15 protein-coding genes are annotated in these 13832 nt (G+C 53.8%); 6 read left to right on the top strand and 9 right to left on the bottom strand.

Features of this window, described 5'->3' with window-relative positions; genetic code table 11:
- The first annotated feature begins 9 nt into the window (after positions 1-9).
- Entirely contained in the window at positions 10-771 is a 762-nt protein-coding gene (locus tag ACVL1J_RS12770; RefSeq protein ID WP_341236719.1) for a glutathione S-transferase N-terminal domain-containing protein, read from the top strand.
- Positions 772-774: 3 nt separating this feature from the next.
- Here ACVL1J_RS12770 and ACVL1J_RS12765 read toward each other — a convergent pair whose 3' ends face one another.
- Positions 775-1842: an FkbM family methyltransferase gene (locus ACVL1J_RS12765; protein ID WP_341236718.1), complete on the bottom strand. Its 1068-nt coding sequence runs from the start codon at positions 1840-1842 to the stop codon at positions 775-777.
- A gap of 188 nt (positions 1843-2030) precedes the next feature.
- The gene (locus ACVL1J_RS12760; protein WP_341236717.1) at positions 2031-2723 is read right to left on the bottom strand and encodes a fatty acid hydroxylase family protein; all 693 of its coding nucleotides are present in this window, start codon (positions 2721-2723) and stop codon (positions 2031-2033) included.
- Between the two features lie 150 nt (positions 2724-2873).
- On the opposite strand from ACVL1J_RS12760, the gene ACVL1J_RS12755 reads away from it, so the two are divergent.
- A complete protein-coding gene (locus ACVL1J_RS12755; RefSeq protein WP_341236716.1) occupies positions 2874-3641 on the top strand; it encodes a class II aldolase/adducin family protein in 768 nt (255 codons plus the stop codon).
- A gap of 12 nt (positions 3642-3653) precedes the next feature.
- Here the strand turns inward: ACVL1J_RS12755 and sorU are convergent, their stop codons facing one another.
- Together sorU and ACVL1J_RS12745 are read right to left on the bottom strand one after the other, a co-directional pair.
- On the bottom strand, positions 3654-3983 hold the full coding sequence (sorU, locus tag ACVL1J_RS12750; protein WP_201301424.1) for a SorU family sulfite dehydrogenase c-type cytochrome subunit: 330 nt from the start codon (positions 3981-3983) through the stop codon (positions 3654-3656).
- A 20-nt stretch (positions 3984-4003) separates the two neighbouring features.
- Positions 4004-5245 carry an NADH:flavin oxidoreductase/NADH oxidase family protein gene (locus tag ACVL1J_RS12745; protein ID WP_341236715.1) on the bottom strand — a complete coding sequence of 414 codons (1242 nt, stop codon included), beginning with the start codon at positions 5243-5245 and terminating at the stop codon, positions 4004-4006.
- A gap of 60 nt (positions 5246-5305) precedes the next feature.
- On the opposite strand from ACVL1J_RS12745, the gene ACVL1J_RS12740 reads away from it, so the two are divergent.
- Both ACVL1J_RS12740 and ACVL1J_RS12735 read left to right on the top strand, forming a co-directional pair.
- Positions 5306-6217 (top strand): DMT family transporter, encoded by a 912-nt coding sequence (locus ACVL1J_RS12740; RefSeq protein ID WP_201301423.1) that lies wholly within the window; start codon positions 5306-5308, stop codon positions 6215-6217.
- A gap of 32 nt (positions 6218-6249) precedes the next feature.
- A complete protein-coding gene (locus ACVL1J_RS12735; protein ID WP_159569095.1) occupies positions 6250-7407 on the top strand; it encodes an AI-2E family transporter in 1158 nt (385 codons plus the stop codon).
- A gap of 78 nt (positions 7408-7485) precedes the next feature.
- Here the strand turns inward: ACVL1J_RS12735 and ACVL1J_RS12730 are convergent, their stop codons facing one another.
- The 3 genes from ACVL1J_RS12730 to ACVL1J_RS12720 form a co-directional block, all read right to left on the bottom strand.
- On the bottom strand, positions 7486-8406 hold the full coding sequence (locus tag ACVL1J_RS12730; RefSeq protein WP_341236714.1) for a metal-dependent hydrolase: 921 nt from the start codon (positions 8404-8406) through the stop codon (positions 7486-7488).
- A 126-nt stretch (positions 8407-8532) separates the two neighbouring features.
- Positions 8533-8934: an acyl-CoA thioesterase gene (locus ACVL1J_RS12725; protein WP_341236713.1), complete on the bottom strand. Its 402-nt coding sequence runs from the start codon at positions 8932-8934 to the stop codon at positions 8533-8535.
- 5 nt (positions 8935-8939) lie between these two features.
- Positions 8940-9539 carry a thermonuclease family protein gene (locus ACVL1J_RS12720; protein ID WP_159569092.1) on the bottom strand — a complete coding sequence of 200 codons (600 nt, stop codon included), beginning with the start codon at positions 9537-9539 and terminating at the stop codon, positions 8940-8942.
- A gap of 53 nt (positions 9540-9592) precedes the next feature.
- On the opposite strand from ACVL1J_RS12720, the gene ACVL1J_RS12715 reads away from it, so the two are divergent.
- Complete coding sequence (locus ACVL1J_RS12715; RefSeq protein WP_159569091.1) at positions 9593-10396, top strand: crotonase/enoyl-CoA hydratase family protein; 804 nt, start codon at positions 9593-9595, stop codon at positions 10394-10396.
- An 85-nt stretch (positions 10397-10481) separates the two neighbouring features.
- Complete coding sequence (locus tag ACVL1J_RS12710) at positions 10482-11894, top strand: WS/DGAT/MGAT family O-acyltransferase (RefSeq protein ID WP_159569090.1); 1413 nt, start codon at positions 10482-10484, stop codon at positions 11892-11894.
- A gap of 9 nt (positions 11895-11903) precedes the next feature.
- Here the strand turns inward: ACVL1J_RS12710 and bcsR are convergent, their stop codons facing one another.
- Entirely contained in the window at positions 11904-12113 is a 210-nt protein-coding gene (bcsR, locus tag ACVL1J_RS12705) for a BcsR/BcsP family cellulose biosynthesis protein (RefSeq protein ID WP_159569089.1), read from the bottom strand.
- Between the two features lie 14 nt (positions 12114-12127).
- Complete coding sequence (gene bcsG / locus ACVL1J_RS12700) at positions 12128-13831, bottom strand: cellulose biosynthesis protein BcsG (RefSeq protein ID WP_341236712.1); 1704 nt, start codon at positions 13829-13831, stop codon at positions 12128-12130.
- Between the last annotated feature and the right edge of the window lies 1 nt (position 13832).

Genomic DNA, 13832 nt, shown 5'->3' with positions numbered 1-13832 from the left:
AGAGAAAACATGAATCATTTGTTCAAGGTGGCCATGGCCACAGCGGCGTCTACGCTGCGAGGCTGGCAAGGCATGGTGGTGACTGAGCCCGCTGCCGTTCAACCAGAAAAACCGCTGAAATTGTATGAGTTCGAGAGTTGCCCCTATTGCCGCCTGGTGCGTGAAACACTGACCGAGTTGGCACTGGACGCGGACATTTACCCTTGTCCCAAGGGCGGTAAACGTTTTCGATCCGAAGTGCTGGAGTTGGGAGGCAAGGCCCAGTTTCCGTTTTTGGTGGATGACAACACAGGTGCGAATTTGTACGAGTCTGCCGATATTATCGAGTACCTGTACACCACCTACGGCAAGCGTTCAGTGCCCTTGCGCGTGAAAGCGGCCCTGCCGCAGGCTGTGTCAAGCTTGGCCAATTCAGCCCTGGGTTTGGGCGCGGGTACCAAGGTACGTGCATCAAAAAAGCCTGAGCAAATGCTGACCTTGTACGGTTTCGAAGCCTCGCCTTTTTGCAGGCCAGTGCGAGAAGTGCTGTGTGAACTGGAAATTCCCTACCACTTGGTCAATTTGGGCAAAGAGCAATTTGCAGACATGGGCGTGAATGGTGTGCATGCTGCCGTGGGCGAATACAACCCGGTGAAGGGCGGCAAACGTGAGCAGTTCATGGCCAAAACCAACAAGATGATGGTGCCGTATCTGGAAGACCCGAACACGGGCAAAGCCATGTTCGAATCCAAAGCGATTGTGGAGTACCTGCTGGAAACCTACGGCGGGTGAGACTTATTTCGGGATGAAGAACATCACGGTCTCTGTCCAGCCTTCGGTGTAGTGGCGCAAATACACCTTGTAGTCGTTGCGTACACCGAGAATGATTTCTGGCACTTGCCAGAAATGTGCGGGGTCGTGGTACACCGCCACGGCCAGTTTGGGGTGGTCTTCCTGAATATGCCACTTCATGCCTTCCAGTGCTTTGGGCTCCGCGCCTTCCAGATCAAGCTTGATGAAGCTCACTGATTCTGTCACTCGGTTGTCGAGTGCATCCACTTCAATTTGTGTGCTGCCGGTTTCTGAAATTTTGCAGGCTGAACCAGCACCTGCGTCAAACGACAAGGTTTGCTTTTCATCGAACAAACCCACTGGGTGGTAGTGAATGTCGCGGTGCCCGGTCAACTTGGTTTTGGCGGCAGCAAGGGTGGTTTTAGTGGGTTCGAAAAAGTGCACGCCGCCATATTGGGGGCAATGCTTGATGAATTCTTCGGTGGTGTAACCGTCGAAGCCGCCACCATCTACAAACACTTCACCCGGTGCAAATTTTACAAAGGGCTCGAAATATTGCTGGTCGGCTGTGTAGTCGAAAAACCGCATGGCACGCAGGTTGGCATTCAGGCGAAATTCCATCACCCGGTTGAACACTTCCCGCGATTCCTGATCGGCGAACAGGTCGCGTACCCACTCAAATTTTTCTGGCTGTGCAGCGTATTCTTTCTGGGTGTCGGCCAAGGCCTGCACTTGCGGCAGCAGAAAGTGGCTGGCATCGGCCACTGCGAAATAATCCATCGACACCACACCATTGAGGCGCAGCAGTTTGTTCATGGCTGTTTTCGGGCGCGCTTGCGTAACCGTGGAAATCACCATGCTGCCTGCTGGCACCTGGCTTGGTTTTACCACCGGTTTGCCACGGTACTCAGTGGCGGTGGTGTACTCGTCGATAAAGCCGTCAAGATCAGCGCGATCGGCCACTGCATCGGCAAATTCATTGATGCCCAGTACAAAGCGTTTTTGGGTGGTGTTGCCGAAGAATTCCGCATGAAAGGCGGCGGCGTGGGCTTTTTGACTGAGTTGTTTCATGGCGATGCACGTGAAGGGTGGCGATGAAACCAGTCTAAAGACATGTCTTGCGGTTGAAGCGGTAGAAAAGCGAGGGAAAACAGGCGCTTATCCTGATGTTTGACCTTGCTGATCCCCCCGCAGAGTGGGGGGGCGGTCAATACGCCTTAGTTGGTGCAGTCACCTGATGAGCCTTCTTGAACGTTGAATTACCGCCTGTCCCACGTGCCCATCAACCAGTCCATGATGGGGTAGGTGATATTGAAATTTTTGTGCGCCATGATTCGCTGATCGTGGTGCGTGGTGTGCAAGCGGGCAAAGTGTGTGAAGCCCGGAATGCGGTGCACCCAGTGGTCTTCCTTTAAGTGGTAAGACAGATGAAACAGTTCGTAATTCAGGTAGTAGGCCATGCCGGTGGCCACCAGCAACAAGGCCACGTTGGGGTTGAATAGCCACGCCAGCAAAAAGCCCATGGGTACAAAAAACGCCACCACGAAAAACCCCACAATGGCAATTGGAAACAGCACGGCTTTGAAGTCCTGGTTGCTGTCAATTTCCATGTGGGTGTCTGTGAAAAACTTGTGGTGTTGCAGCGAGTGCCGTTTGTACACAAAGCCCAGGCCTTTCACCGGCCGGTGCATGGCGTATTTGTGACCAGCCCATTCAGCAAAGTTTGCGTATAAGAAAGTGGCGGGAATGATGAGCCATTCCAGCAGGCTGGGTGATTCAAGCCAATAAATACACAAGGCGATTACACCCAAGCCCAAGGTCATGGTCATGGCCAGGTGCAAATAGCCTTGGTAGCCGGCGGAAATGAATTCGGCCCGGTAATTGGCACGCACCGATCGAACGGCTTCGTCTTGAGATTCCTTGGGTACAAGCTGTTTGACTTTGGCATGCATGGTATTACTGTCTCCCACAGTATGAATTTTATTTTGTAATGTTAGATTGCCCCCGATTGCCTTGAATTTCAAGTGCTTTCGCAAGCATTTGCCTGTGCGCTGGTACACTTTTAAAAAACACAATTCCAAAAGCAGCAAAGGAGACCCACTATGAACGCACCGCTTTCAAGTACACCACCCGCCCACATTGGCCAGCAAGAATGGCAGGCCCGCGTTGATCTGGCTGCAGCTTATCGTTTGGTGGCCATGCACCGTTGGGACGACCTGGTGTTCACCCACATTTCGGCTCGCGTACCCGGTGAAGAAGGCCACTTTTTGATCAACCCTTATGGCTTCATGTTTGAGGAAATTACCGCCAGCAGCCTGGTGAAGGTGAACATGAATTGCGAGAAGGTGGACAACAGCCCCTACGACGTGAACCCGGCTGGTTTCACCATTCACAGTGCCGTGCATGCCATTCGGCATGATGCCCACTGTGTGATGCACACCCACACGGTGGCCGGCGTTGCTGTTTCAATTCAGGAACAAGGCTTGTTGCCCATTTCGCAGCAGTCGCTGTTTCCGCTGGCTGGCCTGGCTTACCACGACTACGAAGGTCTGGCCCTGCGGGAAGATGAAAAAGCCCGCCTGCAAGCCGACTTGGGCGAGGCCAACAACCTGATTTTGCGCAACCATGGTTTGCTGACCTGTGGTTCGACTGTGGCTGACGCATTTTTGAATATGTTTATTTTGCAGCGTGCTTGCGAGGTTCAAATTGCAGCGCAATCTGGCGGAGCCACCTTGATTCCAATTGCACAACCGATTGTGGACGGCATTCGGGCCGCTGCGGCGCAGGTAACCCGTGGTTTGGGTGGCAACATTGCCTGGCCTGCCCTGTTGCGCAAGCTGGACCGCGAGCAGCCTGATTACAAAAACTGAGTTGCTTTTTGCTTAAGGCTTGTTTCCACCTGTCACGGTGGAAACATACTTCGCCAAAATTTTCATTTGATCAACCGTGAGGTGATCCACAAAGGGGGGCATGCCCCCCTTGCCGTTTTTGAGCGCATTCAGCACACGTTCTTCGCTGGGTTTGAGCACATCCAGCACCGGGCCGATTTTGCCTTTGGTGCCAGCATCGGCCAAGGTGTGGCAAATGGCGCAAGCGGGGTCGGCATCGGTTTGAAACAGTTTGCGGCCTTGTTCAAGAACGGTTGCGTCGTCCATGGCGAACGCATTGAACGCACTCAGGACCAACACCAGCATGCAGCTGAATTTCACCATTCTTAAACTCCCTGAGTTGATCAAGCCCGTAATTTGCGGGCTTTGAACAAGCCCCAACTGCTGTCAAGAATATAGAAAAACAGGGCTTTCAGGGCACTCTCGTTCGGGACAGGGTTTTTGCCTTTGCCCATGCGGTGAATTTGGCGGGTGTACCACTGAATTTCCAGCAATCCGGTGCGGTCCACGGCTTTCACGCCGGTAATCAGCGGCTTGACCGGGTGCAGGGCTTCTTTGTTGCTCAGCAGGCGCTTGGGCAGGTCAGGTTCCATGGCAATGGAGCGGGCCAAACCAATCAAGTCGACCGCGCCACTGTTCAGCGCTTCTTTCATGCCGCCCACGGTGCGGAAACCGCCTGTCAGCATCAAGGGTACCTTGCACACTGCACGTACTTTCTCGGTGAAGTCCATGAAGTACGCTTCGCGTTTTACGGTGCTTTCTTTCTTGGGCTTGGCGCTTGCGCCGGTCATGGCAGGTGCTTCGTAGGTGCCGCCCGACACTTCAATCATGTCGATGCCGCGCGCGGTCAGTTCTTGAATCACAGCCAGTGATTCTTCCTCGGAAAAACCGCCTTTCTGGAAGTCAGCCGAGTTCAATTTGATGCCGACCGGAAAATCAGCGCCAACCTGCTTGCGCACTTCGTCGTAAATGGCCAGTACAAAACGGCGACGGTTTTCAGCGCTGCCGCCCCATTGGTCGGTGCGCTGGTTGCTCAGTGGGCTTAAAAACTGGCTGATCAAGTAACCGTGTGCGCCGTGAATTTGCACGCCATCAAAACCGGCTTCTTTGCACACCTTGGCGGTGCGGCCCCAGCGGGCAATCAGGTCTAGAATTTCAGTCTCGGTGAGCTCGCGCGGTGTGGCAAACATCATTTGCAGGCTTTTGTGAAACGGCACAGCTGAAGGCGACACGGTTTCCTTGTTCATGCCTTTTGGGCATTGTTTGCCGGGGTGGTTGATTTGTACCCAGATTTTGCTGCCATTGGCCTGGCCTGCCTTGGCCCACTGCTGCAACAGGGGCATGTCGCGGTCGTCTTCAATGACAACGTTGCCCGGCTCTGCACGCGCGCGGCGATCAATCATCACATTCCCGGTTATATTCAAACCGATGCCACCTGCGGTCCAGCGCTGGTACACCCGTACAATTTCCGGTGTTACGCGGTTGTCCCGGGTACCCAGGGCTTCGCTCATGGCAGCCTTTACCAGTCGGTTGGGAACAGTGGCGCCACAAGGCAGGGTAAGGGGGTCGCGTAGCTCGATGCGCATGAAGAGGTCTCCGGCTTCTGGAAGTTGAAAATTATTGTTGTCACATAGTAGCCTGCACGAATGAAAAAAATTGAAATCAACACACTAATTTTTACGGCCTTCGCCATGTGTGCGTTTGCGGCCAATTCCTTCTTTTGTCGGGCCGCTTTGGGTGCCGGGCAAATTGACCCGGCCAGCTTTACTGCCATTCGGCTGATCAGCGGTGCAATCACGTTGTGGTTGTGTTTGCGCATTCAAAACAAGGGCAGGCAGCAGGGCAGTTGGGCTGGTGCGTGGGCGCTGTTTGGTTATGCGGTACTTTTTTCCATGGCCTATTTGTACATGAGTACAGGCACGGGTGCGTTGATTTTGTTCGGCAGTGTGCAGCTCAGCATGATTGCTTATGCTGCCACGCAGGGTGATCGTTTGAAGGGCCTGCGTGCACTGGGCGCAGTGGTGGCTGCCGCGGGCTTGGTGTTGCTGTTGTGGCCGCATTTGCAAACACCGGCATCGATTTTGGCGGCGGCAAGCATGGCTTTGGCGGGCGCCTGTTGGGGTGTTTACTCGGTGGTGGGCAAGGGGTCCAAATTGCCCCTAGCCGATACGGCGGGTAATTTCTCCAAAGCCACCTTGCTAATGGTGCTGGTGTGGGTCGCCGTGTATTTTTCTGCCAAAGCGGGTGTTCACATTCCAGGTGTTACCGTGGAGCGGGGTTTGGCCCTGTACACGGTGTATTTGCCAACACCCACTGTGGCGGGCGTTTTGTTTGCCTTGGCCTCGGGCATGCTGGCCAGTGGCATTGGTTATGCGGTGTGGTACAAAGTACTGCCCGCCTTGCCCACCACGTCGGCTGCCAGTGTGCAACTGAGTGTGCCTGTCATTGCTGCACTGGCGGGTGTCGTGTTTCTGGATGAAGCGGTAACTGCAACACTGTTGGTGGCCATGGTCATGACGCTGGGTGGGGTGTATCTGGTTTTGCGCGGCAAGCGTTAAGGTACTAATTCTATTGGCTGGACAATGAATCGATGAATGAAGTCGTAAAACCCAAAAACAAGAACACCGATGCGGGCGGACCAAACCAGGCGGACCAGGCCAGCCTGTCAACCTTGGCCAAACAGTTTTACCTGCAGCACTGGGGTTTGTTGTTAAGCGCCGCTTTGGTGTTCGCGGTGGTTATCAACCTGTGGCCAGTGCTGGCACCATTTGTGGCTGCGTTTGTGTTGGCGTATTTGCTGGCAGCACCCAGTCGATGGGTGCACAGCAAGTTGCGCGGTCGCATTCCTTTGCCAGTGTGTGCGGTGCTCACTTTTTTCGCGCTGCTGTTGATCTTTTCAAGCGTGGGTTTGTTGTTTATCCCTGTGGTGCTGACTCAACTCGAACTGATTCAAAACAACCTGCCGCAGTTGATCGTCAATGTGAAAGGAACGGTATTGCCTTGGTTGAATGAGGCGTTTGGCTTGACCATTTCCGTGGACAGCACGGAGATGAAAGACCGTATTGCCGCTTATATCAGCGAAAACCGGGGCACGCTGGCTGAAATCAGTACGAAGGTTTTGCGTTCAGGTTCGCAGTCCGTGTTGGGTATTACCGGGTTTGTGTCGCTGACCGTGATTGCCACGCTGTTCATCTTGCCGGGCTGGACGCAGATCACGAAACAGTTTCAGCAAGTATTTCCACCGCATTTGTGGACGCGCGCACGCCCCCTGTTCAGCGAAATCGATTCAGTCATGACCGAGTACATCAAGGGCATGATGATTGTGATGCTGTTTCTCAGCACGTTTTACTCCATTGGTTTGAGCGTGGTCGGGCTGCAAAGTGGTTGGGCTTTGGGCATGCTGGCCGGGGTCCTTTGTGTGGTGCCTTATTTGGGTTTTGCAGTGGCCTTGTTGGTGGGTTTGCTCACAGCGGCGCTGGAGTTACAAGGTTTCTTGCCAATTCTTTTGGTGCTGATGGTGTTTGTGGTTGGGCAGTTTCTTGAAGGTTTTGTGCTCACGCCCTTGGTGGTGGGCGACAAAATTGGTTTGTCTGCTTTGGCTGTTATTTTTGCGCTCGCGTTTTTCGGCGCAGTATTCGGCTTGGTTGGGGTGTTTTTGGCCTTGCCACTGGCAGCAATTTTTAAAGTGGCGTATCTGCATGCATTTGCCCATTACGAGCAAAGTGACTATTACCGGCAGGCCAGGTAAATCAAGACGAAAAAAAACCGGTGGGCTGCTCACTTCTCCCACCGGCCGATTAGCCCAAGATTTCTGTCACGAAATTTTTTAAGCTGCGTTTGCCTTCAGCTGGCTGTTCATGCGGGCACGAATGGCATTGGCAATTTCCGTATTTGGTTTGCGGCCTGAGTTCTCAACAGAAGCCACGAAGTTATCGATTTCTGTCAGGAATCGGCTGTTGTCGTGCATCCATGGATGAAAGTCGGCCTTGAAGTAATCCATGAATTCGCCGTTGGCCACCGGGTTGCGCAGCACGCCGACTTTTTTGCCCCACAGCATTTTGGTCACGGTCCAGAAGCCCTTGATGTGACCGCCCCGGATGGTTTTGTCTGCAAACACCAGGCGCATGTGGAAGTAAGCCACCAGCGGCCAGAACAGTGCCGTGGCCAATACCATGGCAAGGCGGCGGCTGAACCGGTTGTGCATGTTGTCAGGCAACACATGGTTCCAAACGTCGTAAGCCACTGCCTTGTGTTCAGTTTCTTCGTAGGCGTGCCACATCCACATTTGCTTGTAAGCGGGTTCGGATTTCTCACCCAGCACGTCGGGGTTGCGCAGCAACTGGTCTGCCATCAATGCGGTGTAGTGTTCCAGTGCAATGGTGCCAGCCAGTGTCAGGCGCTTGCCCAGGGTTTTCTTGACGAAAGCCAGAAAGCCCCACAGGAAACTGTCCAGTTTGGAAGCAGGCAGGCCAGCACGGTCCAGCATTTCGTTGTATTCAACGTGCTCGCGGCTGTGCATGGCTTCTTGGCCAATGAAAGCCACCACAGCCTTTTTCAATTCGGGATCGGTGATGTCGTCGCGGTAGTTGCGTACCGCATCCATGAACATGCGCTCGCCCGCCGGGAAAAACAGCGACAGCGCATTCATGAAATGGGTCACGTGGGGACCTTGCTCATGCCAATTGGATACCTTCTCTTCAGGCAAATTCAATTTGACATCGCGGCGTACGGGCATGATGTTCTTCATGGTTTGACTCCTACACTTGTTTTATTGTTGTTGCCACGTTTGACCGTGACATTGATGAATGTAACAATAAAATTTCGTGTCCACAATAGCAAAACCTGAGTACCCATTCTAGAAAATCGTCAGGATTTACCCCACAACAAGGGTGTTTTTGAACCGGTCTGGGATGGGTGTCGAGCGGCCTGTGTCGGGGCTGACCCACACCATTTTGGCGCTGCCCGTGGCCACCAGTACATCGGGTGCGTCGGTGCGGCGCATTTCATAGCGCTGTACCAGGCTGCTGCGCCCCACCTCGCCGGCAAACACTTTGATTTCAACTGTGCCGGGTGCTTTCAGTTCTTTTAAAAAACTGCATTCGGTGTGAACGATCACCACATAGGCAGGGTTGTTGTCGATTGCCGCAGGCAACAGGTCGATCCATTCCACGCGAGCCTGTTCGAAACAACGAAAATAAACGGTGTTGTTTACATGGCCAATCTGATCCATGTCGCCCCAGCGAAGTGGCACTGTGGTGGAGTAAATTTCTTTCATGTTATTTAGCGTTGGTTGCGTTGTTCTGTACGCCACTGCCAAGGGGCAAGCGGTGCAGTTTGTTGCCACAAGCCTTTGCGTGCATTGCGGGCCAAGTCCTCGGCCTGTTCGTACAGCACACGGTCTTCGCTGCTTTGACTGCGGGAAAACTCCCGATACCACCAGGCGTGCCCCGCCTCAATGGCTTTCAGGTTGATATCGGTGTCGCCCGCGCAAAGGCGTTGCGAACAACCCTCAACAGGAAGTACGACCTTGGCCACTTGCCGTTTGTAGCGATCGGTGTTGTTGACCACAATTTTCACGGTTTTATTCATCAACCGATCGCTTAACCAGCGTTTCGATTGTTCACCGCCAGCTTGATTCAGTTCGGGCGCGTCCACTGCATGCATGCGGATCTTGTGTGTGGCACCGTCCTGATTGCGCACGGTGATTGTGTCGCCGTCGGCCACACGGGTAACCTGAGCCAAGTAATACGAACCAGAGTTCGCCGTGTCAGGTTTGCTGTTTTCCGTGGCACTTGGGCCATAGGGACTCATGTAATAGCCCAACAGGGCCAAAAGCAGAGCCAACACTTTAAAGATCATATTGGGTTTGAGAATGTTCAAGGTTAAGATGGCTAGCGAGCCGAATAACGTTTCAAAAAACAGCCGAGAGTACCATGGACAGAGTAAACCTGCAGTTCAACAGCGACAACACCGTGGCCACGGTGGCCCTGAATCGCCCCGAGAAACACAACGGTGTGGATTGGCCCATGTTGAAGGACATACGCAAGGTGCAACAGCAGCTCGCCAAACACAAAACCCTGCGAGCAGTGATCTTGAAAGGGGAAGGCCCATCGTTTTGCGCCGGGCTCGATGTGAAATCGGTGATGAGCAACCCGAAAACGGGCTTGGTGATGTATGCCAATTTGTGGTTGCCCATGCGCAATATTTTTCAAACCTGGAGCATGGGCTGGCGCGACCTGGGTGTGCCGGTGATCGCCCAAATTCATGGCAATTGTTTTGGTGCCGGCATTCAGCTGGCCATGGGGGCAGACATTCGGGTGTGCACACCCGATTCACAATTGTCGATTCTTGAAGCCAAGTGGGGTTTGGTGCCAGACATGGGAGGTGCCGCACTGGTGCGCGAGCTGTTGCCTGTAGACGTGGCCAAGGAACTCACCATGACCGGGCGCATTCTTAGTGGTCTGCAAGCCAAGGAACTGGGTTTGGTAACCCATACAGTTGAAAACACAGAAGAGAAGGTGCAGTCCTTGGTGCAGGAAATTCTGACCCGATCGCCCGATTCCGTGGCTGCCAGCAAGTTCATGCTTCAGCGAATTTTTGGCATTGATGAAAATGCACACTTAACGCAGGAGCGCCGCTGGCAACGCCGGGTGTTGGGTTTCAAGAACCAGCGTATTTCCGTGGTGAAAAACAGCAAAGAACCGACCCTGCCTTTTGCCAAACGTCAAATTCGCTGAAATTGTAGCGAAACCGCATCCAGCGGCGCAGGTGGGGCAGTAACAAACAATTAGGGAATAAAAAACACAACACGGAGACATGCCCATGAAGGCCCTGACCCCCAATGATCAATTGTTCTTGTGGCTGGAGCGCCGCAACCAACCCATGCATGTGGGTGGGCTGGTATTGCTCAAGCCCCCCAAGGGGCAAAGCACAATTGATTATGTACACAAGGTGGTGGCCGACATGCGCACGTACACCCAACCGGTGGCGCCGTTCAGTTTGCGCTTGAAGTCGCGCTTGGGCATGTGGTTTTGGGTGGAAGACGATGAGTTTGACCTCGAGGCGCATTTCATTCATTTGTCGCTGCCCAAGCCTGGCCGCATTCGCGAGTTGCTGGAATTGACTTCCAAGCTGCATGCCGCGCCATTGGATCGTGCCAAACCGCTTTGGGAAGCGTATGTCATTGACGGCCTGGAAGACGGTCGCGTGGCCTTGTACACCAAGGTGCACCACGCGCTGGTTGATGGCGTGGCCTGTATGAAAATGCTGCAGCGGTCCATGGCCGACAGCCCGGAAATCCTCGACATTCCGCCCTTGTGGGCCAATCCGAATTTGCGTGGATCGGTACAGCGTTCCGAAGCTTCAGAGGGGCTCGTGACCTTGCTGGGGCAAGTTGTCGATACAGCCAAAACCCAGTTGTTCAGTTTGCCCAAAGTGGTCAAGGAAGTGGGGCGTTCTTTGTGGCAAACCAGTGTGGCCGATCCCGATTTTGTGTCGGTTATTCAAGCGCCACGCAGTGTGTTGAACCGCCGCATCACCGCGTCACGCCGAGTGGCAGCGCAATCGTGGTCCATGGAGCGGATTAAAAACTGTGCGAATGGTTTGAACATGACCTTGAATGATGTGGTGCTGGCAATGTGCGGCTCCGCTTTGCGTGCCTACCTGGGGGAGTTAAATGCACTGCCCGCCCGCCCTTTGGTGGCCATGGTGCCGGTGTCGCTTCGAAAAGATGACACCGCAACAGGTAACCACGTGGCCTTGTTGTTGGCCAATTTGGCCACTGACACGGAAGACCCCGTGGAGCGGATTGAAACCATTGCGCGTTCGGTGAACCATTCCAAGGAACGGTTTGCCAGCATGAATCAAACTGAAATCATGAACTATGTGGCCACCATGATGGGCATTAGCGGGTTCAATATGCTGACTGGTTTGGCGCCCAAATTGCAGGCTTTCAACATTGTGATTTCCAATGTGCCAGGCCCCAAACACACCCTTTATTTCAACGGTGCAGAAGTGGATGGTGTGTATCCAGTTTCACTCTTGCTCGACGGTCAGGCCTTGAACATTACGTTGAACAGCTACGCGGGCAAGCTTGAGTTTGGTTTGGTGGCGTGCCGACGAACAATGCCCTCGATGCAGCGACTTCTGCAGTTTCTCGAGGACGGTTTGGTCGAGCTTGAAGAGGCTGCCGCCAAGGAAGCCAATGCCAATCTGAAAAAGCGCAGCGCAGCTTGATTGACGTTCTTATTCCTCGCTAAACCGCGAGGCCATGGCAATGCCAAACAAAAAGGGCCAGCGCTGGAACGAGTCGTACATCGCCTGGTCCTGTTGAATGTCCTGGTACATGTTGTGATCAAAACCCTCCAGCTGTGCGCTGAGCGCATAAATGTCATGTGCCATGTCGGCGGGGGGCATGAACAGGGCTGGTGGTGTGTTGGGGTCAAATTGTGCCATGGCTTTTTTCCCCTTCAGTTGCTGGCCGCAATGGTTTGAACCGGGCCCAGCATTTTCCAGGCCGCACCAGGCGCTTTGATCCAATAAGCACCCTGACTTTCCATCACCGTGATATTGCCTTGCTGGGACACGAAGCGGGTATCGGGTAAATCGCTGAGCAACACGGGCCAAGTGGGTTTTAGTTGCTGTTCCAGCGGTTGTGCCAGCCACCGCACCAACAATTCGCTGAGTGCCGTGTAGCTTACCGATTGCTTCACTGTGACGGGGCCCGTGCTTGCCGGTGTGTATCCGGGCGCAATCCAGTAACCGAACACAGGCACCTTCGTAATGGCAGGTGTTGGCAACTCGCGAAGCCCCACCAGTTGACCGAATTCGCCGGTCAGCCCGGCGCCGTGCTCGGGTACTACAACCACCAAGGCTTTGCGATCACTGCGACGAATTTCACCCAATACAGATTGAATGTCGTTCAGCATCCGCTCAAGGCGCAAAGGGTAACTGTTCAGGCTGTTCAAGTTGCTGTTGGGCAAACGGTTGCCATCATGCAAGGTAATGCTGTTGTAGTAGTAAGCCACAGCGGGCCCGCTTTGTTGAACGCGTTTGTTCCACCATGCGCGCAGATAATCGCCATCGCGCCCCACGCGGGAACCGTCAAAAGCTTGCACCCCCGCAGGCACTTCGTCATGGGCAACCAGCTCGGTGACTTTGCCGCCGAGGTTGGTTTTGACGAGTTTTGAAAAATCCTGAAACTTTCCATTGTGATTTAAACCCATCTCCACTTCAAAACCCACATTTCGCAGTTGTTCAAACAACATGCAACTGCTGTTGGCCGCGCTGTAAAGTGCGTCGTGCGGCGTTTGGCCACACTTGCCGCGCAACAGGCGAATGGCAGCAGGGCCAGAATAACTGGTGGCCGAGTTGAAGTTCTCAAACACAAAATCAGCTTGCCGGATGGTGGGGTGCTGGCTCTGCTTGGCGTATTGCAGGTCGGCCCAGGACAGTGAGCAGATTTGCAGCACGATTACATCAAAATCGGGGCCAGACACAGGTGAGAAAGGGGCCAGCGCAACAGTGCGCTGTCGATCAAAAAAGCCGGCAAGCACCGCGCCTGGTCCTGCACCATCATAGGCATTGTCACGCAATTTGGTTGGGCTTTCCTGGTCACGCGCCACGCGCAGTTTTTGAAAGTCCACCTGGCCCAGCGCCAAAAACTCAGCCGGTGACAGATTTTCGCGGGGTTGAATTTGAGCTTCCCGCAAGGCCACCGCATCACTGGTTTGAGTTTGTTTCTGAATAAAAGGCAGCGCCTGAATTCCGAGCATGGCCAAAAGCCCAAAGCCCACCCAACTGCTGATTCGTATATAACGATCCAATACCCGAATCACCATGAATCCGAGCAATGCCCCCCACAGCATCCAGGGTTGAATGGTGCGTTTAAGCAATTCCCACAGGTAGTCAAGCGAGAAGCCGAACAGCGCCTTGATTTGGTCAACCAAAGCCAGTGACACCACCAAGCCCAATTCATGCAGCAACAAGGCAATTGCAGGGCCTGTAAATACCAGGTAGCGCAGCACCTTCATCAGTTGTTTGTTTTGGTAGGCTGCGGGGTTGGTGGCAATCAACAGGGCAAACAATCCCAGGTTCCACAGTGGGCTGAGCGTTAGTTGCCCCGCAAAGTGCAGGCCAAACTTGATCAGGAAGTACAGGTTCCACAACAACATG

It is taken from the genome of Limnobacter sp. G6BE5S, from assembly GCF_058448965.1.
Note: the sequence above shows the minus strand (reverse complement) of the source record. Positions and strands in the feature narration are given on the sequence as shown.

Excerpts from the sequence above, each read along its gene's own strand:
- ACVL1J_RS12770 (WP_341236719.1), top strand. The coding sequence starts at position 10 with ATGAATCATTTGTTCAAGGTGGCCATGGCCACAGCGGCGTCTACGCTG.
- ACVL1J_RS12765 (WP_341236718.1), bottom strand. The coding sequence starts at position 1,842 with ATGAAACAACTCAGTCAAAAAGCCCACGCCGCCGCCTTTCATGCGGAA.
- ACVL1J_RS12760 (WP_341236717.1), bottom strand. The coding sequence starts at position 2,723 with ATGCATGCCAAAGTCAAACAGCTTGTACCCAAGGAATCTCAAGACGAA.
- ACVL1J_RS12755 (WP_341236716.1), top strand. The coding sequence starts at position 2,874 with ATGAACGCACCGCTTTCAAGTACACCACCCGCCCACATTGGCCAGCAA.
- sorU (WP_201301424.1), bottom strand. The coding sequence starts at position 3,983 with ATGGTGAAATTCAGCTGCATGCTGGTGTTGGTCCTGAGTGCGTTCAAT.
- ACVL1J_RS12745 (WP_341236715.1), bottom strand. The coding sequence starts at position 5,245 with ATGCGCATCGAGCTACGCGACCCCCTTACCCTGCCTTGTGGCGCCACT.
- ACVL1J_RS12740 (WP_201301423.1), top strand. The coding sequence starts at position 5,306 with ATGAAAAAAATTGAAATCAACACACTAATTTTTACGGCCTTCGCCATG.
- ACVL1J_RS12735 (WP_159569095.1), top strand. The coding sequence starts at position 6,250 with ATGAATGAAGTCGTAAAACCCAAAAACAAGAACACCGATGCGGGCGGA.
- ACVL1J_RS12730 (WP_341236714.1), bottom strand. The coding sequence starts at position 8,406 with ATGAAGAACATCATGCCCGTACGCCGCGATGTCAAATTGAATTTGCCT.
- ACVL1J_RS12725 (WP_341236713.1), bottom strand. The coding sequence starts at position 8,934 with ATGAAAGAAATTTACTCCACCACAGTGCCACTTCGCTGGGGCGACATG.
- ACVL1J_RS12715 (WP_159569091.1), top strand. The coding sequence starts at position 9,593 with ATGGACAGAGTAAACCTGCAGTTCAACAGCGACAACACCGTGGCCACG.
- ACVL1J_RS12710 (WP_159569090.1), top strand. The coding sequence starts at position 10,482 with ATGAAGGCCCTGACCCCCAATGATCAATTGTTCTTGTGGCTGGAGCGC.
- bcsR (WP_159569089.1), bottom strand. The coding sequence starts at position 12,113 with ATGGCACAATTTGACCCCAACACACCACCAGCCCTGTTCATGCCCCCC.
- bcsG (WP_341236712.1), bottom strand. The coding sequence starts at position 13,831 with ATGTTGTTGTGGAACCTGTACTTCCTGATCAAGTTTGGCCTGCACTTT.